This window comes from Allobosea sp. TBD101 (genome assembly GCF_059817965.1).
The window spans coordinates 4,208,871-4,228,976 of record NZ_CM187543.1; the positions used below are offsets into that span (position 1 = coordinate 4,208,871).

The 20,106-nt window shown below is 67.0% G+C and carries 18 protein-coding genes and 1 pseudogene; 14 read left to right on the forward strand and 5 right to left on the reverse strand.

Annotated features, from left to right (window positions below):
• The first annotated feature begins 17 nt into the window (after window positions 1-17).
• The 3 genes from rnhB (at window position 18) to AC6RIC_RS20565 (ending at window position 3,002) form a co-directional block, all read left to right on the forward strand.
• Entirely contained in the window at window positions 18-629 is a 612-nt protein-coding gene (gene rnhB / locus AC6RIC_RS20555; RefSeq protein ID WP_454657878.1) for a ribonuclease HII, read from the forward strand.
• A gap of 338 nt (window positions 630-967) precedes the next feature.
• Window positions 968-2,170: a site-specific DNA-methyltransferase gene (locus AC6RIC_RS20560; RefSeq protein WP_454657879.1), complete on the forward strand. Its 1,203-nt coding sequence runs from the start codon at window positions 968-970 to the stop codon at window positions 2,168-2,170.
• A 103-nt stretch (window positions 2,171-2,273) separates the two neighbouring features.
• On the forward strand, window positions 2,274-3,002 hold the full coding sequence (locus AC6RIC_RS20565) for a peptidoglycan-binding protein (protein WP_454657880.1): 729 nt from the start codon (window positions 2,274-2,276) through the stop codon (window positions 3,000-3,002).
• Window positions 3,003-3,007: 5 nt separating this feature from the next.
• Here AC6RIC_RS20565 and mutY read toward each other — a convergent pair.
• Window positions 3,008-4,057 (reverse strand): annotated as a pseudogene (gene mutY, locus AC6RIC_RS20570) (A/G-specific adenine glycosylase); the annotation flags it as partial.
• A 222-nt stretch (window positions 4,058-4,279) separates the two neighbouring features.
• Between mutY and AC6RIC_RS20575 the strand changes: the two are divergent.
• Window positions 4,280-4,672 carry a thioredoxin family protein gene (locus tag AC6RIC_RS20575; protein WP_499733711.1) on the forward strand — a complete coding sequence of 131 codons (393 nt, stop codon included), beginning with the start codon at window positions 4,280-4,282 and terminating at the stop codon, window positions 4,670-4,672.
• 9 nt (window positions 4,673-4,681) lie between these two features.
• The gene (locus AC6RIC_RS20580; protein WP_499733712.1) at window positions 4,682-5,404 is read left to right on the forward strand and encodes a cytochrome c biogenesis CcdA family protein; all 723 of its coding nucleotides are present in this window, start codon (window positions 4,682-4,684) and stop codon (window positions 5,402-5,404) included.
• Between the two features lie 224 nt (window positions 5,405-5,628).
• Here AC6RIC_RS20580 and AC6RIC_RS20585 read toward each other — a convergent pair whose 3' ends face one another.
• Window positions 5,629-6,405, reverse strand: coding sequence for a hypothetical protein (locus tag AC6RIC_RS20585; RefSeq protein ID WP_499733713.1), 777 nt, complete (start codon window positions 6,403-6,405; stop codon window positions 5,629-5,631).
• A 254-nt stretch (window positions 6,406-6,659) separates the two neighbouring features.
• Here AC6RIC_RS20585 and AC6RIC_RS20590 point away from each other — a divergent pair, with 254 nt between their 5' ends.
• From AC6RIC_RS20590 to AC6RIC_RS20630, 9 genes are all read left to right on the forward strand, one after another.
• The gene (locus AC6RIC_RS20590; protein ID WP_454657885.1) at window positions 6,660-7,157 is read left to right on the forward strand and encodes a DUF721 domain-containing protein; all 498 of its coding nucleotides are present in this window, start codon (window positions 6,660-6,662) and stop codon (window positions 7,155-7,157) included.
• A gap of 92 nt (window positions 7,158-7,249) precedes the next feature.
• Window positions 7,250-7,870 carry a DsbA family protein gene (locus tag AC6RIC_RS20595; protein ID WP_293811876.1) on the forward strand — a complete coding sequence of 207 codons (621 nt, stop codon included), beginning with the start codon at window positions 7,250-7,252 and terminating at the stop codon, window positions 7,868-7,870.
• Between the two features lie 183 nt (window positions 7,871-8,053).
• Window positions 8,054-11,509: a chromosome segregation protein SMC gene (gene smc / locus AC6RIC_RS20600; protein WP_499733714.1), complete on the forward strand. Its 3,456-nt coding sequence runs from the start codon at window positions 8,054-8,056 to the stop codon at window positions 11,507-11,509.
• A 285-nt stretch (window positions 11,510-11,794) separates the two neighbouring features.
• Window positions 11,795-12,145: an AtpZ/AtpI family protein gene (locus tag AC6RIC_RS20605; protein WP_265058296.1), complete on the forward strand. Its 351-nt coding sequence runs from the start codon at window positions 11,795-11,797 to the stop codon at window positions 12,143-12,145.
• Window positions 12,146-12,188: 43 nt separating this feature from the next.
• Window positions 12,189-12,950, forward strand: a complete 762-nt coding sequence (locus AC6RIC_RS20610; protein WP_454657888.1) for a F0F1 ATP synthase subunit A — start codon at window positions 12,189-12,191, stop codon at window positions 12,948-12,950.
• 67 nt (window positions 12,951-13,017) lie between these two features.
• Window positions 13,018-13,245: a F0F1 ATP synthase subunit C gene (locus AC6RIC_RS20615; protein ID WP_038360954.1), complete on the forward strand. Its 228-nt coding sequence runs from the start codon at window positions 13,018-13,020 to the stop codon at window positions 13,243-13,245.
• Window positions 13,246-13,377: 132 nt separating this feature from the next.
• The gene (locus AC6RIC_RS20620) at window positions 13,378-13,947 is read left to right on the forward strand and encodes a F0F1 ATP synthase subunit B family protein (protein WP_454657889.1); all 570 of its coding nucleotides are present in this window, start codon (window positions 13,378-13,380) and stop codon (window positions 13,945-13,947) included.
• An 11-nt stretch (window positions 13,948-13,958) separates the two neighbouring features.
• Window positions 13,959-14,435 (forward strand): F0F1 ATP synthase subunit B family protein, encoded by a 477-nt coding sequence (locus AC6RIC_RS20625; RefSeq protein WP_454657890.1) that lies wholly within the window; start codon window positions 13,959-13,961, stop codon window positions 14,433-14,435.
• 264 nt (window positions 14,436-14,699) lie between these two features.
• A complete protein-coding gene (locus AC6RIC_RS20630; protein WP_499733715.1) occupies window positions 14,700-15,506 on the forward strand; it encodes a dienelactone hydrolase family protein in 807 nt (268 codons plus the stop codon).
• Window positions 15,507-15,701: 195 nt separating this feature from the next.
• On the opposite strand, the gene AC6RIC_RS20635 is transcribed toward AC6RIC_RS20630, so the two are convergent.
• The 3 genes from AC6RIC_RS20635 to gcvPA all read right to left on the reverse strand — a co-directional run bounded on the left by AC6RIC_RS20635 (window position 15,702) and on the right by gcvPA (window position 19,998).
• Window positions 15,702-16,961 carry a L,D-transpeptidase family protein gene (locus AC6RIC_RS20635; RefSeq protein ID WP_499733716.1) on the reverse strand — a complete coding sequence of 420 codons (1,260 nt, stop codon included), beginning with the start codon at window positions 16,959-16,961 and terminating at the stop codon, window positions 15,702-15,704.
• Window positions 16,962-17,086: 125 nt separating this feature from the next.
• A complete protein-coding gene (gcvPB, locus tag AC6RIC_RS20640; RefSeq protein ID WP_499733717.1) occupies window positions 17,087-18,658 on the reverse strand; it encodes an aminomethyl-transferring glycine dehydrogenase subunit GcvPB in 1,572 nt (523 codons plus the stop codon).
• A complete protein-coding gene (gene gcvPA / locus AC6RIC_RS20645; protein ID WP_499733718.1) occupies window positions 18,658-19,998 on the reverse strand; it encodes an aminomethyl-transferring glycine dehydrogenase subunit GcvPA in 1,341 nt (446 codons plus the stop codon). Before gcvPA ends, gcvPB begins: the two co-directional genes overlap by 1 nt.
• Window positions 19,999-20,106: the final 108 nt, after the last annotated feature.

Consider the following 20,106-nt stretch of genomic DNA (forward strand, 5'->3'; position numbering starts at 1 on the left):
TGCTGCATAACCCCGCCATGCCCGCCGATTTCAGCCGCGAGACCTCCGCCATCGCCCAAGGCCTGTGGCCGCTCGCCGGCATCGACGAGGTCGGGCGCGGGCCGCTTGCGGGCCCCGTGGTTGCCGCTGCGGTGATCCTCGACCCGGCTCGAGTGCCAGATGGACTCGACGATTCGAAGAAGCTTCCAGCCGCGATCCGCGAAGAGCTGTTCGGCGAAATCATGGAACGGGCTCTGGCCGTCGCCGTCGCCAGCGTCACGGCGGTCGAGATCGACGCCATCAACATCCGCCAGGCGACGCTGCTCGCGATGCGCCGGGCCGTAGCGGCGCTGCCGCTGACGCCATTGCATATCCTGGTCGACGGTAACGACCCGCCGCAATTCGCCTGCTCCTGCGAGGCGATCATCCAGGGCGACGGGCAGATCGCCTCGATCGCGGCGGCGTCCATCATCGCCAAGGTGACGCGTGATCGGATGATGGCGCGGCTGTCCCAGCGCTACCCCGCCTATGACTTCTCCAGCCATGTCGGCTACGGCACGCCTGCGCATCGCAAGGCGATTGCCGCGCACGGCCCCTGCCCCGAGCACCGCTATTCCTTCGCGCCGGTGAAGGGCGTCTGGTTCCGCTGAACCTCGTTCCACCGCGCGTCATTCTCGGGCGGAGCGAAGCGCAGACCCGAGAATCTCCGGTCGGAAGAGGCTCCAACACCTCTCTTGCACGAGATGCTCGCGTCAAGTCCGAGCATGACGGCGAGCGCGGAACCAAAGCGGGTGACATGGGCCTCGCAAACTGCCCTAACGGCAGCCCCAGACGTTAACCGCCGTTTACGAATTTCGCTTGATTCACAATGGGCTAGGCAAAAATTGCAGCCCCAGAATGACACGCATTTTTTTCAAAGCAGAAACCCGACCTTTACCCTGTCTGACCAATATCGCCCTCGTTGAAGTTGCGTAACGGTCTTGGCGTCATGGGTATTCTGCGTACCGGGACCGCCAGTGCTCCCGTCCGGATTCAGGTTTCGCGTACCGGACGGCCTGCACTGGGGGCTCGGATGAAGGCCAAGAGCCTTCCCGAACAAATCGGCATCCCTCGGGAGCTGCCGCTCGATCAGATCCTCGTCGGCGACTGCGTCGCGGCGATGAACGCGCTGCCGCCGGCAAGCGTCGACCTGATCTTCGCCGATCCTCCCTATAATCTCCAGCTTGGCGGCGATCTGCGCCGGCCCGACGACAGCCTCGTCGATGCCGTCGACGACGACTGGGACAAGTTCGCCTCCTTCTCCGACTACGACCGCTTCACCCGCGACTGGCTGTCGGCCGCGCGCCGCATCCTGAAGCCGGACGGAGCGCTGTGGGTCATCGGCAGCTACCACAACATCTTCCGCGTCGGCGCGACGCTGCAGGATCTCGGCTTCTGGATGCTGAACGACATCGTCTGGCGCAAGGCCAATCCGATGCCGAATTTCCGCGGCCGGCGCTTCACCAACGCGCATGAGACGCTGATCTGGGCTGCGCGTGGCGAAAGCTCGAAATACACCTTCCACTATGAAGCGCTGAAGGGCGGCAATGACGACCTGCAGATGCGCTCGGACTGGTATCTGCCCCTCTGCACCGGCGACGAACGCCTGAAGGACGACAACGGCGCGAAGGTCCATCCGACGCAGAAGCCGGAGGCGCTGCTCGCCCGCGTGCTGCTCTCGGCCTCGAATCCCGGCGACGTCATCCTCGACCCGTTCTTCGGCACGGGCACGACCGGCGCCGTCGCCAAGGCACTCGGCCGCCATTTCATCGGGCTCGAGCGCGATCCGGTCTATGCCAAGGCGGCGCGCGAGCGCATCGCCGCGGTGACGCCGCTGGCGCCGGAAGCGTTTTCGACCGCCCCCTCCAAGCGGAGCGAGCCGCGCGTGCCGTTCCTCAGCCTGGTCGAAGCCGGGCTGGTGAAGGCGGGCGAGACCGTCCACGACGAGAAGCGCCGCTACAAGGCCACGGTGCGGGCCGACGGCACGCTGCTGCTCGGCCCGGCGGTCGGCTCGATCCACAAGGTCGGCGCGCTGGCCCAGGGCCTGCCGGCCTGCAACGGCTGGACCTTCTGGCATGTCGAGCGCGATGGCGGATTGACCGTCCTCGATGCCCTGCGCGGCGAGATCAGGGCGCAGATGGCGGCTGCCTGAACCGGCGGGCGCCAGCGCCCGGCCCTCCCGTCATTCGTTCAGAGGATGCACGCCCGCCGCCCGCGAGCGCATGTTCGCCCGCATGACATAGTGGGGCGGCGACATGGCGACGATCCTCAAGAACGGCTCCCGTGGACCCGAGGTCAAGGCGCTCCAGGAAGCGCTGAACGCCAAGCTCAAGCCGGTGCCCAAGCTCGTGCCCGACGGCCAGTTCGGCACCTTCACACATAACGCGGTCGTCGCCTTCCAGCGCAAGAACTGGCTGGTCGAGGATGGCCAGGCGGGGCCTGCGACCCAGGCCTGCCTCTACGATACCGAGGCCTTCGCGCCGATCCTGCACAACGTCCCCTTCATCGCGCAGCCGACCAACACGACCTGTTGGGCGACTTCGACGGCGATGATGAAGAAATCGACCGTGCCGATCATCATCGCCAAGACGCCGCCGGATATGATCGCCTCCGATGGCGGGCTCTTGAACTCCTCCGAAAGCGACCAGGCGATCGTCACCGGCCAGCGCTATGGCCGCATTCACGGGCTGCGCTGCAACGCGCCGCAATCCTGGTCGGTCGAGCAGCTCAGGCAGGCCGTTTCGCGCGGGCCGCTGATGTTCGACATGCTCTGGCGCGTCGACGAGTACACGGCCGGACGCGGCAGCCCCGGCCATATGATCGTCATCGTCGGCATGCGCGGCGACGGCAATCCGGACGGCACCGGCACGACGCTGCGCATCCACGATCCCTGGCCGCCGAACCGCGGCAAGATCTATTCGAAGGGCTATTTCAAATGGTCCGTCGAATTGCCGACGATGACCTATCGCGTCTTCGAGCTGTAGAGCCCGGCGCGCTCGACCACCTTCAGCATCAGGCTCGGCAACGGCTCGCTGGCGAGATCGGCGAGCCCAGTGAAGCGCATGCCGGCCGGCGCCGGCGTGCGAGCCGGAACGCTGCCGGTGAACACGGTCAGTTCCAACGGGAAATGCGTGAAGACATGGCGGACCGGCTCTGCCGCCTGCGTCCAGCTCAAGGGCAAGGGCGCGTCCTGCGCGGCACCGTCGAGTTCGTAATCGGCGCGCCATTCGCTGGTCGGCACCTCGGCCATGCCCCCGAGCAGGCCCTTGGCCGGCCGCGTGCGCAGCAGGATCGCGCCATCCTGCCGGATCAGCACGAAGGCCGCGCCATAGCGCGTGACGCCGGCCTTCTTCTTCGCCTTGCGGGGAAAACCCTCCTGCGTTCCGGCGATGCGCGCCCGGCACGGCTCGCGCCAGGGGCAGAGGCTGCAGGCGGGATTGCGCGGCGTGCAGATGGTGGCGCCGAGATCCATCAGGGCCTGAGCGAAGTCGCCCGGCCGGCCGTGCGGCAGCAGCGCCAGCACGTGCTCTCGAATCAGGGGCCGGGCGCCGGGCAATTCGTCCTCGATGGCGAAGAGCCGGGTCATGACGCGCTCGACATTGCCGTCGACGGCTGCGGCCGGCCGGTCGAAGGCGATCGCCGCGACGGCGCCGGCCGTATAGGCGCCGATGCCCGGCAGGTCGCGTAGCCCCTCCTCCGTATCGGGGAAGCGGCCGCGATGGTTCTCCACCACCGCCTTGGCGCAGGCATGGAGGTTGCGGGCGCGGGAATAGTAGCCGAGCCCGGCCCAGGCCTGCATGACCTCCTCGGACGGCGCCTCTGCGAGCGCCTTCACAGTCGGGAAGCGGGCCATGAAGCGCTCGTAATAGGGCTTCACCGCCGTGACCGTGGTCTGCTGCAGCATGATCTCGGAGGCCCAGACCCGGTAGGGATCGGGCCGCTCGCCCGCATTCGCGCGCCATGGCAGCGCCCGGCGATGGCGGTCGTACCAGGCGAGAAGGGCGGCGGCGCGGGCGGGAGGGGCGGCTTCCAGGCTCATCAGGTTCAAACTACAGCCTTCAAGGACGGGATCCACACCTGTTCATCGCGAACCGCGACCACCGCGGATCGGCAACGCCCTCGCCTTTCAACGAAGCACGACGGCCAAGGCGAGACGCGCTGTGTTCACGTCGCCGTGAACAGCTTCGCGCCAGCGTAACCTCGGAGCACTTCGTCGCGAAATCACAGCAGTACCCCACGAGCACAAGGACAGGAACCGCTCATGCTCTCGCGCCGTCATCTCCTCGCCGTCGCGGCTTTCGCCGGCCTCGTCTCATCTGTTCCCAGCCACGCCGCCGAGAACATTCCCTACACGCCCGGAGCCTTCGGCGAGGCGCAGAAGGCCGGAAAGCCGATCCTCGTCGAGATTCATGCCGATTGGTGCCCGACCTGCCGCGCACAGGCCCCGATCATCTCCGATCTGCGCAAGAATCCGCGGCTCAAGGATCTCGTCGTGTTTCGCGTCGATTTCGACGGCCAGAAGGATGTTGTCAAACAGTTCGGGGCGCGCATGCAAAGCACGCTGATCGTCTTCAAGGGCTCCCGCGAAGCCGGACGTTCGGTCGGCGACACGAACGGAAAGACGATCGAAACCCTGCTCGTCAAAGCGCTCTAGAGACGTCCAATGGTTCTCGGCAGCCTGGGCCTTGCCTTCCTGGCCGGTCTTCTTTCGATCCTGTCCCCATGCGTGTTGCCGCTCCTGCCGATCGTGCTGGGCAGCGCGGCGACCGAGCATCGCTTCGGGCCCCTGGCGCTTGCTGCGGGCGTAGCTCTGTCCTTCGTCGCCGTCGGTCTGTTTGTCGCGACGATCGGCTATGGCCTCGGTCTCGATGCCGATGTCTTCCGGACCGCTGCAGCCATCCTGATGATCGCGGTCGGCGGCGTTCTCGCCATTCCGCCACTTCAGGTCCGCCTCGCCGCAGCCGGCGGCCCGGTCAGCGACTGGGCCGAGCGTAATCTGTCCGGCTTCTCCACGCAGGGGATCTCCGGGCAGTTCGGTGTCGGGCTGCTCCTTGGAGCCGTATGGGCGCCTTGCGTCGGCCCGACGCTGGGAGCCGCGTCCGTGCTGGCCGCGCAAGGCGAAAGCCTTGGCCAGGTCGCCGGGATCATGACGGCGTTCGGCTTCGGCGCGGCTATTCCCCTGATGGCGCTTGGCCTGATGTCGCGCCAGGCAATGTTGCGCTGGCGGCAGCAGATGCTCCAGGGCGGTAAGACGGTGAAGATTCTGTTGGGGATCGTGCTGATCGTCGTCGGCCTCTTGATCGTCAGCGGCTACGACAAGGCGATCGAAGCCGAACTCGTCAGTCGCTCGCCGGCCTGGCTGGTCAATCTAACCACGCGCTTCTGAGATGCGGCTCGCCCCCGCGGGGAAGCTCTTGCGAGCCGGCGGCCCAGACCCGATAGGGACCGGGCCGCCGGCCGCATTCGCGCGCCAGGGCAGCGCCCGGCGATGTCGGTCGTACCAGGCGAGAAGGTCGGCGGCGCGAGGCAGGGGAACAGGAATGTCCATGCAGCGGGTTTGACGCGAGAGGTCGATGCTGTGGAAGGGTTGGGCGCCCACCTCGCGAGCTGCTACTTCAGCGTTGCGATAATCGCGTCGATATCCCCGCAATCCCGCGCGGAAGGCGCCTGCCCGGCACGCTCGTCGACCGCCCTTATCGCCTCATGAGCCTTCCTGAGGCGCTCGATCGTCGCCGGCGACTGATCCTTCATCATCATGTTGGAGGTGATCTCCATCACCTGCATGGAACGCCTGTTGAGTTCCTCCTTGGTGCAGGCCCCGGCGGTGGGAGGAGCGGTCCCGACATCATCCTTGGCGCCCGCAGGCTTCGCCTTCGCGGCAGCATCTTGCAAACGGACCGTCGAGACGGCGAGATCGCAGGCCGGCGCGAATTGCTCGGCCTTGTCCGCCCGGTAGATGCATTCGAAATTATAGGCCTTGCCGTTCACGATCGTGAAGACATAGCGCTTGATCTGCGGACGCTCCTTGCTGAAGGGCATGCGAACGTTCTGGAAGACCATGTCGACGGCGGGCCCACCGAGCATCGTGGTCATGGTCGAGGATCTGAGCGTGATCGAGGGCAGACGCGCGATCGCCTTGGTGAATTCGTCAGTGATCTGCGGCCGCGTTGCCTCGCTCGCCTCCTTGATATCGCCCGCGTCACGCGGGCCGAGGAAGGTCACGATGACATCGCCATTCGTAGACGAGGATGCGGTCACACCCGTCACATCGCCGGTTCCATCGGCGAATTCGTGATCCAGCGTGAAACTCTGGGGATAGCTGAACGTATAGGAGCCGTCGGGGGCGTCGAAAGCCCGCGTGCCCTGAGCGGCAACGGCGGTCGGCATGGTCAATGCAAGGGCCACTAGCAGGCCGGCACGTGCAAAAAGCGACATCATCTTCTTTCTGTCTTGCTACGGGTGGCCTATCGCGGCGGCGCGATCCTGATGGATCGTTCGCGTTCGACGGCCATTTCGGTATGGTGGAACGTCTTCAAGACAGAATTCGCCTCACCGCGCTGCGCCACCGACCGGTGGCGATTGCGCAGCCCATTCCTAGGCAACCGCTTGCAGCCCACAAGCGCCGCGCCCACAATGCAGCCATGTCCGCCAAACCACTCGCAGAGCTGATCGACGACTGCATCGCGCCCGCGCTCGCCGCACAGGGTTTCGCGGGGCGCGCCATCGTCTCGCTCTGGCCGGAGATCGTCGGCGAGCGGCTGGCGGCGCGTTCGCGACCGCTCAAGATCGACTGGCCGCGACGGCGGCCGGCGCCGGGCGAGGCCTCCGAGCCGGCGACGATGGTGGTGCGGGTCGAGAGCGCCTTCGCGCTGGAGATGCAGCATCTCGGACCGCTGCTGGTCGAGCGCGTCAATACGCATCTGGGCTGGCGGGCCGTCGGCAAGCTCGTGCTCAAGCAGGGGCCGGTCGCAGCGCCGGTCGTGGCGAAGCCGGTACCGAAGCTGGATGGAGAAACCGTGGCGCGCGTCGAGGCTCAGGTCGCAGGCGTCGCGGACGAAGGATTGCGCGAGGCCTTGGCCCGGCTCGGACGGGCAGTGGCGCTGCGCACGAAAACGCAAGGCGACGACACGGCTTCGTGAGCGGAGCGGTACGCGGCACGATGCGCTCTTGCCACAATCGCGATCACCTCTATAGCTCCAACCGTTTTCGACCTTTCCGAGGATATCTCACGATGACGAACAGGCGACAGCTCCTGACCGGCGCAGCCGGCATCGCCGCTGCCGCGCTCGCCGGCGGCACCGCCGCGCGGGCCCAGACCAAGCTGCCCGATGCCGGCCCGCTGGGCGACGTCTGGCTCGGCCCGGCCGATGCCAAGGTCACCATCGTCGAATATGCCTCGCTGACCTGCTCGCATTGCGCGACCTTCCACGCCGCGACCTGGCCGGAGCTCAAGAAGAAGTACATCGACACCGGCAAGGTGCGCTTCACCCTGCGCGAGTTCCCGCTCGACCCGCTGGCGACGGCCGGCTTCATGCTCGCCCGCTGCAACGGCAACGACAAATATGTCCCGATGACCGATCTGCTGTTCGCGCAGCAGCGCAACTGGGCTTTCACCGACAAGCCGGTCGATGCCCTCTCGTCGCTGGTGAAGCAGGCCGGTTTCACACAGGAATCCTTCGAAGCCTGCTTGAAGCGCCAGGATATCTATGACGCCGTCACGGTAGTGAAGGATGGCGGGGCCAAGGCTGGCGTGGATTCGACGCCGACCTTTTTCATCAACGGGCAGAAGCGGTCAGGTGCGCTCACGATCGCCGAATTCGACAAGATCCTGGAGCCGCTCCTCGGCAATTGAGGCGGCGGTTTTCCGCTCGCGCTCTCCAAGCGCGGCATTTGTCTCAGCCCTCATCCTGAGGAGCCGCAGAGCGGCGTCTCGAAGGATGGTTCCAGTGCGCTCTGGAGCATCCTTCGAGACGCAGCCGAACCGGCTGCTCCTCAGGATGAGGGCTGAGGCATTTCGGGCCTGCGCGGTGGCTTCATGCATCTGACGCGCCTCAAGCTCGCCGGTTTCAAGACTTTCGTCGAGCCGACGGAGTTCCCGATCGAGCCGGGGCTGACCGGCGTCGTCGGTCCCAATGGCTGCGGCAAGTCCAATCTCGTCGAAGCCCTGCGCTGGGTGATGGGCGAAAGCTCGTTCAAGAACATGCGCGGCTCGGGGATGGACGACGTCATCTTCGGCGGCTCGAACGAGCGCCCGGCCCGCAACATGGCCGAGGTCTCGCTCACCCTCGACAACAGCGACCGCAAGGCGCCGGCCGCCTTCAACGAAGCCGATGTGCTGGAGGTCACGCGCCGGATCGAGCGCGAGGAAGGCTCGACCTATCGCATCAACGGCAAGGAGGTGCGGGCCAAGGACGTGCAGCTCCTCTTCGCCGACGCGGCGACCGGCGCACGCTCGCCGGCCCTCGTCCGGCAGGGGCAGATCAGCGAGATCATCTCGGCCAAGCCGCAATCGCGCCGCCGGATCCTCGAGGACGCTGCCGGCATCGCCGGCCTGCACAGCCGCCGCCACGAGGCCGAACTGCGCCTGCGCGGGGCCGAGGACAACCTGACCCGGCTGGAAGACGTGCTCGGCGAGATCGACGGGCAGATCGACGCCCTGCAGCGGCAGGCGCGGCAAGCCGGGCGCTATCGCAGCCTTGCCGCCGATATCCGCCGGGCCGAGGCGACGCTCGCCGTCATCGCCCTGCACGATGCCCGCGCCCAGGAAGCGCAGGCCGCGCACGTGCTGGAAGAGGCCGCGCGCGGCGTCGCCGACCAGACCAGCCTCCAGGCCGAGGCCGCCAAAAGGCAGGCCGTCGCCGCCCATGAACTGCCGGCGCTGCGCGAGGGCGAGGCGACGGCTGCCGCCGCCTTGGTACGATTGAAGCGCGGGCTGGACGAACTCGAAGCCGAGAACAGGCGGGCCCGGCAGCGCACCGAGGAACTCGGCAAGCGCCTCAGCGAATTGCAGGCCGATCTGTCACGGCAGGAAACGATCGGCCGCGATGCGTCCGAGAGTCTGGCACGGCTCGCGGAAGAAGACGCTGCGCTGACCCGGGAAGGCGATGGCGCCGGAGCGGGCGTTGAGGCGGCGACGGCAGCGCAGCGCGCGGCGGAAGCGGCGCTCGCTGCCGCAGAAACCGAGCAAGCCGCCGCGCAAGCCGCGCTGTCAGACCTTGCCGCGCGGCGCGGCGCGCTGGAACGATCGCTACGAGAAGCGCGCGAGCGGCAGGATCGCGCCGGGGCCGAGCGCGACAAGCTGCGCCGCGAGCTGGAGGTTCTCGATGCCTCCGATGCGAAGACGCTGCTCGACAAACTGCGCGAAGCTCTGGCTGCGGCCGAGAAGGCGCTGAAATCCGCCGACGCGGATGTCGTTACGGCGCGCAATGCCGTCGCCTCGGCGCGCGAGCGCGAGGCCGGGCAGCGCGCCCCTCTCGCCGAGGCCGACCGCCGGGCGCAGCGCCTCGACACCGAGATCGGCACGTTGCGCAAGCTGCTTGCTCCGGCCGCAGGCGACCGCTGGCCGGCGGTGCTCGAAGCCGTCAGCGTCGCCAAGGGTTACGAGATCGCGCTCGGCGCTGCGCTGGGCGACGATCTCGACGCTTCGACCGAAGCAACCGCCCCGGCCCACTGGGACGATACCGGCGAAGGCCAGGATGATGCTGCCTTGCCCGTGGGCTCCGAACCGCTGCTCGCCCATGTACGGGCACCGGCGGCCCTGCGACGGCGGCTGGCACAGATCGGCGTCGTCATGCCCGCGGACGGAGAGGTTCTGCGGCGCTCCCTGAAACAGGGCCAGATCCTGGTGTCGCAAGCGGGCGATCTCTGGCGCTGGGACGGCTTCACCAGTGCCGCCGACGCCCCCTCGCCCGCAGCGCGGCGCCTCTCCGAGAAGAATCGCCTTGCCGATCTCGAACGCGAGGCGAAAGCGGCGCGAGAGGCTGCTGAGGCCGCGCGCCGGTCTCTGGAGGCCGAGAGCGCGGCGGCAAGACAGGCCGCGCAGGCCGAAAGTGCCGCGATCGAGGCTGCGAAGCAGGCACGACGCGGCGTCGATCAGGCCCGCGAGCAGCTGACCGTTGCCGAGCGCAAGGCAGCCGAGACGCTGGTAAAACGCTCGACGCTGGCGGAAGCGATCAAACGCCTCGGCCAGACCGTGTCCGAGACATCGCAACAGGCCGCGACTCAGGAGACCGGGCTTTCGGCCCTGCCCGCCTCCGCCGAGCTAGAGAACACCCTGCTCAAGGCCCGCGTGCTGCTCGGCGAGGCGCGCACCGCCGCCTCCGATGCGCGGGCCCGGGTCCAGACCCTGGCGCGGGAGGCGGATCTGCGTGCGCGCCGCCGCGAGGCCATCGCCGCCGATATCAAGGCCTGGCAACTGCGCACGACTGCCAGCCTCCAGAGCGCCGAGGAGACGCAGCGCCGAATCGAGGCTGCCAGCGCCGAGCAGAAGACGCTTCTCGAAGCCCCCGATACCTTCCTGACCGAGCGGCGGCGCCTCGTCGCCGAGATCGAGCAGGCGGAAGGCGCCCGCCGGGAAGCCGCCGACAGGTTGGCTGCCGGCGAAACCACACTGGCGGAGGCCGACCGGCAGGCGCGCATCGCGCTTGAGGGCCTGTCCGGCGCCCGCGAACGCCGCGCCTCGGCCGAAGCGCGACTGGAAGCCGCCCGCCAGCGCCTCGGTGACATCATCCGGCAGATCGAGGATGGGCTCGAGACCGGGCTGGACGGCTTGCAGACGATCGCAGGAATCAAGCCGGGCGATGCGCTGCCCGAGCCGGAGGCGATCGAGCGGCGGCTTGCCAATCTCAAGGGCGAGCGCGAGCGGCTCGGCGCCGTCAATCTGCGCGCCGAGGACGAACTGACCGAGGTGAAGGCCAAGCGCGAAGGGCTTTCGGGCGAGCGCGACGACCTCACCGAGGCGATCCGCCGCCTGCGGCAGGCGATCGGCGCGCTCAACCGCGAGGGCCGCGAGCGCCTGATCGCCGCCTTCGACGTCGTCAACGGCCATTTCCAGCGGCTGTTCGGCGTGCTGTTCGGCGGCGGCGAGGCCGAGCTCAAGCTGGTGGATTCGGAAGACCCGCTCGATGCCGGGCTGGAGATCATCGCCCGCCCGCCCGGCAAGAAGCCGCAGGTGATGACGCTGCTTTCCGGCGGCGAGCAGGCGCTGACCGCAACCGCACTGATCTTCGCGGTGTTCCTGACCAATCCCTCGCCGATCTGCGTGCTCGACGAGGTCGACGCGCCGCTCGACGACGCCAATGTCGAACGCTACTGCGACCTGCTCGTCGACATGGCCCGCAACACCGAGACCCGCTTCATCCTGATCACGCACAACCCGATCACCATGGCGCGGATGGAGCGGCTCTTCGGCGTGACCATGGCCGAGCGTGGGGTCAGTCAGATGGTCTCGGTCGACCTGGCGACGGCCGAGCGCATTCGCGACGCGGGATAAGCGGCCGCCTGCCGCCCGATCATCCCCAAAAACCTGGCCGGGAACGGCCGCGCCCCGCTGAAAAAATGCCACATTCGCTCCCGCAATGCGGCGAGATTGTCGCACTTAGCCAGAATTTATAGATATTCCAATGCGTTAGACATTATCTGCCTGCCTTGACAGCGCGGGGGGCTGCCAATAAAGGAGGCCGTGCTGACGACGGCTCGATGCGCGGGTTTGGTCGTGGTTATAGTGGTTTTTCGCGGGATCGCGGCGTAAACGCGATCAAGACGGAGAACCAAGGCCATGTCCGAACCCGACCCAAACGCCTCAGACTCGGAGTTGCGCGCAAGACTGGGCTCCCTGAAATCCGCGATCAAGCGGGCGGAAGAGAGCGAAAAGCCGGGCGCGAGCCCGGTTGGAGAGGACAAGGCCCTTGCGGGTGCGATGTCCTCAGGCTTTCGCGCCGCGACGGATCTCGCAGGTGGCATCATCGCAGGCGCCCTGATCGGGTACCTCGGCGACCGATGGCTTGGAACGTCCCCGTTCCTGCTGATCGCCTTCCTGGTGATCGGAGCCATCGCGGGCTTCAGATCCGTCTATCGGCTCGGTTCGCGTCCGACCTCCGGGTCGAAGGGCGGCCCGAAGGCGAATTGATCGAAAGGCGGCCTATCCCGGCCGCGCGACGAGGAACGAGACCATGGCGGCCGGCGGCGGAATCGATCCGATCCACCAATTCCACATCACGAATCTCGTTGAGCTGAAGCCGCTCGGCATCAACCTGTCGTTCACCAACACCTCGCTGTGGATGGTGATCGTGCTCGCCGTCGTCTCGGCGCTCATGATCTACGGCTCGAGCCAGCGTGCGGTCGTTCCCGGCCGCCTGCAGTCGCTCGCCGAGATGACCTACGAATTCGTCGCCTCCACGCTGACCGGCGTGATGGGCAAGGAAGGCATGAAGTTCTTCCCGTTCGTGTTCTCGCTGTTCATGTTCGTGCTGGCGAGCAACATGCTCGGCATGATCCCCGGCTCGTTCACCGTCACCAGCCAGATCATCGTCACCGCTGCCTTCGCCGTGCTCATCATCAGCGTCGTCGTGATCTACGGCATCGTGAAGCATGGCAGCCACTTCTTCGGCCTGTTCGTGCCGTCAGGCGTGCCCGGCTGGCTGCTGCCCTTCATCGTGCTGATCGAGATCGTGTCCTTCCTGTCGCGCCCGGTTTCGCTGTCGCTTCGTCTGTTCGGCAACATGCTGGCCGGCCATATCGCGCTCAAGGTCTTCGGCGGCTTCGTCGTCGCGCTCATCGCCGCGGGTGGCGCTGCGACCATCATCGCGCCGCTGCCGCTGCTGCTGGCGGTTGCGCTGACTGCGATGGAGTTCCTCGTCGCTTTCCTGCAGGCCTATGTCTTCGCGATCCTGACCTGCGTCTATCTCAACGACGCGCTGCACCCCGGCCACTGAGGCCAGGGGTAGCGCTCGCGAGAGTTCATCCCACCCTGTCATAAAGTTCCACACTGGAGATAAGACCATGGATCCTGTTGCAGCCAAGTTCATCGGCGCCGGCCTCGCCTCGCTCGGCATGGGCCTCGCCGCCATCGGCGTCGGCACCATCTTCGGCAACTTCCTCTCGGGCGCGCTCCGCAACCCGTCGGCGGCTGACGGCCAGTTCCCGCGCGCCTTCATCGGCGCGGCGCTCGCCGAAGGTCTGGGCATCTTCGCGTTCGTCGTCGCGCTCGTTCTGCTCTTCGTGGTCTGACGCTTTCGTCGATCGCTTTCTCGTCGCGCGTCGGAGCCATCCGGCCAAACGCGCGACGGTTTCCTATCTTTCAGCGCTGAAAGGCACGCTATGCCGGTTCGATCTTCAGGGTTCGCGCGAAAAGGATGGCCGATGGCTGTCGCCTCGTTCGCTGCTCTGCTGGCGGGTGCGGCGCAGGCTGCCACTCCGGGCCTGAGCGGCGAGAAGGCCTCCTTCCCGCCCTTCGACCCCACGCACTTCGCCAGCAACCTGTTCTGGCTCGCGGTCACCTTCGGTGCCCTGTACTGGCTGATGTCCAAGGTCGCGCTGCCGCGCCTGGGCTCCATCCTGGAAGAGCGCGCCGAGACGATCGGTCGCGACCTCGATCAGGCCACGCAGATGCAGGGCAAGGCCGAGGACATGGCGCAGGCCTATGAGAAGGCCCTCGGCGAGGCCCGCAAGAACGCCCAGGGCATCGCCCAGACGGCGCGCGAGGCTGGTGCCAAGGCGAGCGACGCCCAGCGTCACGCCACCGAGGCTGAGCTTGCCGCCAAGATGGCGCAGGCCGAGGCGACCATCGCCAAGACCAAGACCAAGGCGATGGGCAACGTTCGCGATCTCGGCAGCGATATCGCCGCCGCCATCGTCACCAAGCTGACCGGTCAGGCTCCCAGCGCCAGCGAGGCGTCGGCGGCTGTCGACCAGGCCCTGACGCGCGGCTGAGGAGAGTTCAGATGGATACTTTCTGGGTCGGCGTCGCGCTCGTCATCTTCCTTGCCATTCTGGTCAAGTTCGGCGTGCCGGGCGCGATCGTGAAGGCACTCGACGCTCGCGGCGAGAAGGTCGCGCAGGAGCTGGCGGAAGCCCGTCGCCTGCGTCAGGAGGCTGAGAAGCTGCTCGCGGAGTACGATGCCAAGCGCAAGGCCGCCGAGGCCGAAGCCGCCGAGATCGTCTCCTCCGCCAATGACGAGGCCAAGCGCCTCGCGGCGGAAGCCGAGGCCAAGCTGGCCGACTTCGTCGCCCGCCGCACCAAGGCGGCCGAGGAGAAGATCGCCCAGGCCGAGAGCCAGGCCGAGGCCGAGGTTCGCGCCGCGGCTGCGGACGCTGCCACCAAGGCCGCCGAGACCATCCTGCGCGGCCAGATGGCCGGCAAGGCCGGCGACGCCGCCTTCGCGGCCGGGCTGACCGAGGTCAAGGCCAAGCTCAACTGAGCTGGAGCCGATTGCTCGATATGATGACGCCGCGCCCGCAAGGACGCGGCGTTTTTATTTGCCCTGGAAGCCAGTGCCTCACCGGGGCCCGTTGACGCGAACGGAGCACAACGTCATCCCGGACGCAGCGAAACGGAGATCCGGGATCCTTCGTAGGGCTCCTGAGCCCTTCGATGGATCCCGGGTCAAGCCCGGGATGACGGCGTGGTTCCGAGAACTATTTCGCAAGCCTGATCGCGTGCCTGCAAGCTACGGAGTTTTGGGATGATCGGTCGCCTCGCCCGCCTGCTCGCCGTTGCTCTCCTCCCCTTCGTGGCAGCTACGGCTGCCGCAAACGCCTTTGAGAAGGTGAGCTTTCCCTCACGCGATTCGCTTGATCTCGTGGGTTGGCTGGCGCGCCCCGCCGGCACGGGCCCCTTCCCGGTCGTGATCGGCCTGCATGGCTGCGCCGGGCTCTACAGAGGCTCAGGCGAGATCAACGCCCGCGAGAGCGACTGGTCGCAGCGCCTGACCAGTGCGGGTTTTGCCGTGCTCCTCGTCGACAGCTTCGGGCCTCGCGGCATCAAGGCGCTGTGCAATGACCGGGAGCGCTCGCTAACGCCGGCCGGGCGCGCCCACGATGCCTTCGCCGCCATCGACTGGCTGGAAAAACAAGGCTTCGCCATGAAGCAGCGCATCGCCCTGATCGGCTGGTCGAATGGCGGCTCGACGGCGCTGCGCGTCGCCGGCGCATCCGAGGCGAAGCGCCTGCGCCATGTCATCGCCTTCTATCCCGGCTGCCGCGTCATCCTGAAGCGCGGCTGGCAGGCACAGACGGATACCGCGATCTTCCAGGGCCTGGCCGACGACTGGACGCCGGCTGCGCCTTGCGAGGAGCTTGCGCGTAACGGTGGAGCCCGTTTCGTCGGCTTCCCCGGCGCCCACCATGATTTCGACCATCCGAGCCTGCCCCTGCGCGAACGCAAGGCTGCCTATTCGCAGCGGCCCGACGGCATGGTCACGATCGGCAGCGATCCGAAGGCGCGCACTGATGCGATCGACGCGGTGATGGCGATCCTGAAGCGGCCTTAGGTTGCCCGGATTGTTGCAGAGCTTTCCAGGTCGGCACCACCGTTGTCATTCCGGGGCTTCGCGGAGCGAAGAACCCGGAACCCACGACTGGGCGAGCCGCTCGCAACCGAACACGCCATGCCCAACCCAGTCGTGGGTTCCGGGTTCGCGCCTGCGGCGCGCCCCGGAATGACAAGGGTCGTGCTCGATAAAGCGTCAGTTGCTGGCGGTCGCCGTCGCGGCCGGCGGATTGCCTGAAGCGGTCATCCGCGCCGCGGCGGGCCTTGCCGGCGGCACCACGGCCGTCTTGGGCTTGGGCTTACGCGGCTGGATCGTCGAGGTGACGATGCCCTGCGGCGTGTCGAGCCCGTAGATGTCGTCGCGGAACTGGACCTGCCCGTCCGCGCCCTGCCAACCCGTGAGATAGACCCAGGCGACCGGAACCTGCTTCTTCAGCGTGATGTTCTTGCGCTCGCCCTTGGCGATCTCGTCCTCGATCGACTGGCGGTTCCATTCCGTGCCTTCGAGCAGCCAGGCTCCGAGGTCGCGGACGCCCTCGATGCGGGCGCAGCCGGAGGAGTTGAAGCGCACATCGTTGCGGAACAGCGTCTTCTTCGGCGTGTCATGCATGTAGACCGCATCGCCGTTGGGCATGTCGATCTTCATCTGACCGAGCGAGTTCGTCGGACCCGGTTCCTGACGCACGTAGAAATAGGGGTTCTTCAGGGTCGCCCAATTGACGCTGGCCGGGTCGATTTCCTTGTTCTCGGCCCCCAGCAGCTTCATGTTCGACTTCGCGATGAATGTCGGATCCTTGCGCATATGCGGGATGATGTCGGCCTTCACGATCGACATCGGCACCGTCCAATATGGGTTCAGATTGACCGAGGAGATATTGGCCTGGATCACCGGCGAGGGCCGGTCCGGCCGGCCGACGATGGCGAGATGGCGCTGGGCGACCGTGCCGTTCTCGACTGCCTCGACGCTGGCGCCGGGGATGTTCACCACGACATAGCGGCTGGCGAAGTTGAAGCCGTTGCCCTTGAGGCGCTCCAGCGTCGCGGTGAGCTGGTTGAGGCGCGATTCGACCGGCGTGTTCATCGCCTTCAGGGTCAGGCGCCCGACCGTGCCGAGATCCGACAGGCCATGGCGGCGCTGGAAGCGCTTCACCGCCTCGACCACGTTAGCATCATAGACATCGCCTGCCACGGCTTCGGGCGCGAGATCGCCGCTGGCGAGCAGGCGCTGCTTCAACGCGGCGACATCGGCGCCTTGCGAATCCGGCTTCAGGGAGGTGGCGCTCGCCGGCACCTTGGGCCAGCCGCCGCGATTGGCGACGTCCTCATGGGCGATCAGCGCCTCGAGCGTGCGGTCATAGGTGTTGGGGCCATAGCTCGGCTCATTGGCACGCACGAGCGCCGTCGAGGCCAGCAAAGCAGCTGCCGCAAGAGCGAGGATGGAGGGACGCGCAGACATGAAAACCCCCGGGCCGCACAGAGCGGCACCGGGGGATCATTCCGCGACATGGTCAAGGAATGCTTAAGAAGCTGCCAGCGTCCTTCACCATGCTGACGAATGCCGTCAGCATGGCCGAAAACGCCTTACTCGGCGGCCTTGGCCGGAGCCGGCTTTTCCCATTTCAGCACCGGCGAACGGGCGGCGCGGGTCTCGTCGAGTCGGCGGATCGGAGCGTGATGCGGAGCGCTGGTGAAGCGCTCCTTGTCGTTCCCCTTGGCCGCGATGGCGAGGTCGCGCAGCGTCGCGATGAAGAGGTCGAGCGCCGCCTTCGATTCCGACTCGGTCGGCTCGATCAGCATGGCGCCATGGACGACGAGCGGGAAATAGACCGTCATCGGATGGTAGCCCTCGTCGATCATCGCCTTGGCGAAATCGAGCGTCGAGACACCCGAGCCCTTCAGCCATTCATCGTCGAACAACACCTCGTGCATCGACGGGTGATCCGGGAAGGGCAGCGACATCAGGTCACTGAGTCCGGCGCGGATGTAGTTGGCGTTCAGCACCGCATCTTCCGAAGCCTGGCGCATGCCGTCCGAACCGTGGCTGAGCATGTAGGCGAGCGCACGGACATACATGCCCATCTGGCCGTGGAAGGCGGTCATGCGGCCGAAGGGCTGGTTGCCCGCCGGGGCTTCGCCGCGCGACTCGATCAGATGCGGCTTGCCGTTCTCGACATGGATGAAGGGCACCGGCGCGAAGGGCGCCAGGCGCTCGGAGAGCACGACCGGGCCGGCACCCGGACCGCCGCCGCCATGCGGCGTCGAGAAGGTCTTGTGCAGGTTGATGTGCATCGCGTCGACGCCGAGATCGCCCGGACGGGCCTTGCCGACGATGGCGTTGAAGTTGGCGCCGTCGCAGTAGAAATAAGCGCCCGCCTCATGCATCGCCGCGGCGATCTCGACGATCTGAGGCTCGAAGATGCCGCAGGTGTTCGGGTTGGTCAGCATGATCGCGGCGATGTCCGGCCCGAGCAGGGCCTTGACGTCCTCGACCGCGACGGTGCCGTCCGGACGGGCCGGAACCGCCTTCACCGAGAAGCCGATCAGGGCCGCCGTCGCCGGATTGGTGCCGTGAGCCGATTCGGGCACGAGCACGACATTACGGGTCGCGCCCTCGCCCTTGGCGGCGATCGCAGCCTTGATCGCCATCATGCCGCAGGCCTCGCCATGGGCGCCGGCCTTCGGCGACAGCGCCACGGCCGGCATGCCGGTCAGCGTCATCAGGTAGCGGGCGAGCTCGAGCATCAGGTCGAGCGCGCCGTGCACGGTCGAGGTCGGCTGGAGCGGATGCACATCGGAGAAGCCCGGCAGACGCGCCACCTTCTCGTTGAGGCGGGCATTATGCTTCATCGTGCAGGAGCCGAGCGGGAAGAGCCCGGTATCGATGCCGTAGTTCTTCTGGCTGAGGCGCACGAAGTGGCGCATCGTCTCGGGCTCGGAGAGGCCGGGCAGGCCGATCTCGCCCTGGCGGGCATGCTTGCCGAGGCGCGACTTGAACGGCGCCGGCTTGTCGATATCGACGCCGGTCGCCTCATGATGGCCGATCTCGAAGATCAGCGGCTCGACCTGCTGGAGTGCCTTGTTGCCGGTGAAGGTGGCGTGCTCGGCATGAGCGGCCTCGCCGGCCTGGGTGGGACGTCCCTGACGGTTCAACATCACAGCACCTCCACGAGCGCCGCCACGAGGGCCGCCCGGTCTTCATCGGTATTCACCTCGGTCGAGGCGATGATCAGCAGGTCGTCGAGCCCGGCCTTGGGCAGGAGCCGCGAGACGGGAACGCCGGCCAGGATGCCCTTGGCAGCGAGCACTTCGACGACCTCGGCGGCTGGCTTCTTCAGCTTCACGGTGAACTCGTTGAAGAAGCTGTCGTTGAGCACGGTCACGCCTTCGACGCCCGCGAGAGCGTCGGCGAGCTTCACGGCATTGGCGTGGTTCACTTCCGCGAGACGGGCCAGACCGGTCTGGCCGAGCAGCGTCATATGGATGGTGAAGGCCAGCACGCAGAGGCCCGAATTGGTGCAGATGTTCGAGGTCGCCTTGTCGCGGCGGATATGCTGCTCGCGGGTCGAGAGCGTCAGCACGAAGCCTCGCTGGCCGGTCGAATCGACCGTCTCGCCGCAGAGCCGGCCCGGCATCTGGCGGATATATTTCGACTTGGCGGCGAAGAGGCCGACATAGGGGCCGCCGAAGTTCAGCGCATTGCCGATCGACTGGCCCTCGCCGACGACGATGTCGGCATCCTGCGCGCCCGGCGGCACGACGGCACCGAGCGAGACGACCTCGGTGAAGACTGCGATCAGCAGCGCGCCATGGGCATGGGCCTTCTCGGCGATCGGCTTGAGATCGCGCAGGTTGCCGAACACGTCCGGCGACTGGACGACGACGCAGGAGACGCTGTCGTCGATCTGGGAGAGGATGTCCTCATTGGCCGCGACGTCGGGCTTCAGCGCCACGACCTCGTCATTGGCCATCTCGGAGAGGGTCTCGACGACCGCGGTGTAATGCGGATGCAGGCCGCCGGAGAGCACCGCCTTGCGGCGCTTAGTGACGCGGTGCGCCATCAGCACGGCTTCGCCGGTGCCGGTCGAGCCGTCATACATCGAGGCGTTGGCGACCTCCATGCCGGTCAGCGCGGCGACCTGGGTCTGGAACTCGAAGAGATATTGCAGCGTGCCCTGCGCGATCTCGGGCTGGTAGGGCGTGTAGCTGGTCAGGAATTCCGAGCGCTGGATCAGGTGATCCACCGTCGCCGGGACGTGGTGCTTATAGGCGCCGGCGCCGACGAAGAAGGGAACGGCGGAGGCGGCGGTGTTCTTGCCGGCCATCTTGCCGAGGATGCGCTCGACCTCGAGCTCGCCCTTGGCGCGGGGCAGGTCGACCGGGGCCTTCAACAGCTTGCCGGCCGGCACATCGCTGAACAGCGCGTCGACATCGGAGACGCCGATCCGCGCGAGCATGTCCTCGCGGTCGGTATCGGTGAGCGGGAGATAGCGCATGGGGTGATTCCGTTTCGGGGTGTCATCCCGTGCGCGCTGCGGCATGGAATGCCGCTGCGCAGACACGGGACCGTGCGACGAGAAGGCGCCTTATCCTGAGGGCGGTCC

Bases quoted from the DNA above. Each gene is read 5' to 3' on its own strand.
- gcvPB (WP_499733717.1), bottom strand. From the start codon at position 18,658: ATGTTGAACCGTCAGGGACGTCCCACCCAGGCCGGCGAGGCCGCTCAT.
- AC6RIC_RS20560 (WP_454657879.1), top strand. From the start codon at position 968: ATGGGTATTCTGCGTACCGGGACCGCCAGTGCTCCCGTCCGGATTCAG.
- AC6RIC_RS20605 (WP_265058296.1), top strand. From the start codon at position 11,795: ATGTCCGAACCCGACCCAAACGCCTCAGACTCGGAGTTGCGCGCAAGA.
- AC6RIC_RS20580 (WP_499733712.1), top strand. From the start codon at position 4,682: ATGGTTCTCGGCAGCCTGGGCCTTGCCTTCCTGGCCGGTCTTCTTTCG.
- smc (WP_499733714.1), top strand. From the start codon at position 8,054: ATGCATCTGACGCGCCTCAAGCTCGCCGGTTTCAAGACTTTCGTCGAG.
- AC6RIC_RS20625 (WP_454657890.1), top strand. From the start codon at position 13,959: ATGGATACTTTCTGGGTCGGCGTCGCGCTCGTCATCTTCCTTGCCATT.
- AC6RIC_RS20595 (WP_293811876.1), top strand. From the start codon at position 7,250: ATGACGAACAGGCGACAGCTCCTGACCGGCGCAGCCGGCATCGCCGCT.
- AC6RIC_RS20565 (WP_454657880.1), top strand. From the start codon at position 2,274: ATGGCGACGATCCTCAAGAACGGCTCCCGTGGACCCGAGGTCAAGGCG.
- AC6RIC_RS20590 (WP_454657885.1), top strand. From the start codon at position 6,660: ATGTCCGCCAAACCACTCGCAGAGCTGATCGACGACTGCATCGCGCCC.
- rnhB (WP_454657878.1), top strand. From the start codon at position 18: ATGCCCGCCGATTTCAGCCGCGAGACCTCCGCCATCGCCCAAGGCCTG.
- AC6RIC_RS20620 (WP_454657889.1), top strand. From the start codon at position 13,378: ATGGCTGTCGCCTCGTTCGCTGCTCTGCTGGCGGGTGCGGCGCAGGCT.
- AC6RIC_RS20575 (WP_499733711.1), top strand. From the start codon at position 4,280: ATGCTCTCGCGCCGTCATCTCCTCGCCGTCGCGGCTTTCGCCGGCCTC.
- AC6RIC_RS20585 (WP_499733713.1), bottom strand. From the start codon at position 6,405: ATGCCGACCGCCGTTGCCGCTCAGGGCACGCGGGCTTTCGACGCCCCC.
- AC6RIC_RS20635 (WP_499733716.1), bottom strand. From the start codon at position 16,961: ATGTCTGCGCGTCCCTCCATCCTCGCTCTTGCGGCAGCTGCTTTGCTG.
- AC6RIC_RS20610 (WP_454657888.1), top strand. From the start codon at position 12,189: ATGGCGGCCGGCGGCGGAATCGATCCGATCCACCAATTCCACATCACG.
- AC6RIC_RS20615 (WP_038360954.1), top strand. From the start codon at position 13,018: ATGGATCCTGTTGCAGCCAAGTTCATCGGCGCCGGCCTCGCCTCGCTC.
- AC6RIC_RS20630 (WP_499733715.1), top strand. From the start codon at position 14,700: ATGATCGGTCGCCTCGCCCGCCTGCTCGCCGTTGCTCTCCTCCCCTTC.
- gcvPA (WP_499733718.1), bottom strand. From the start codon at position 19,998: ATGCGCTATCTCCCGCTCACCGATACCGACCGCGAGGACATGCTCGCG.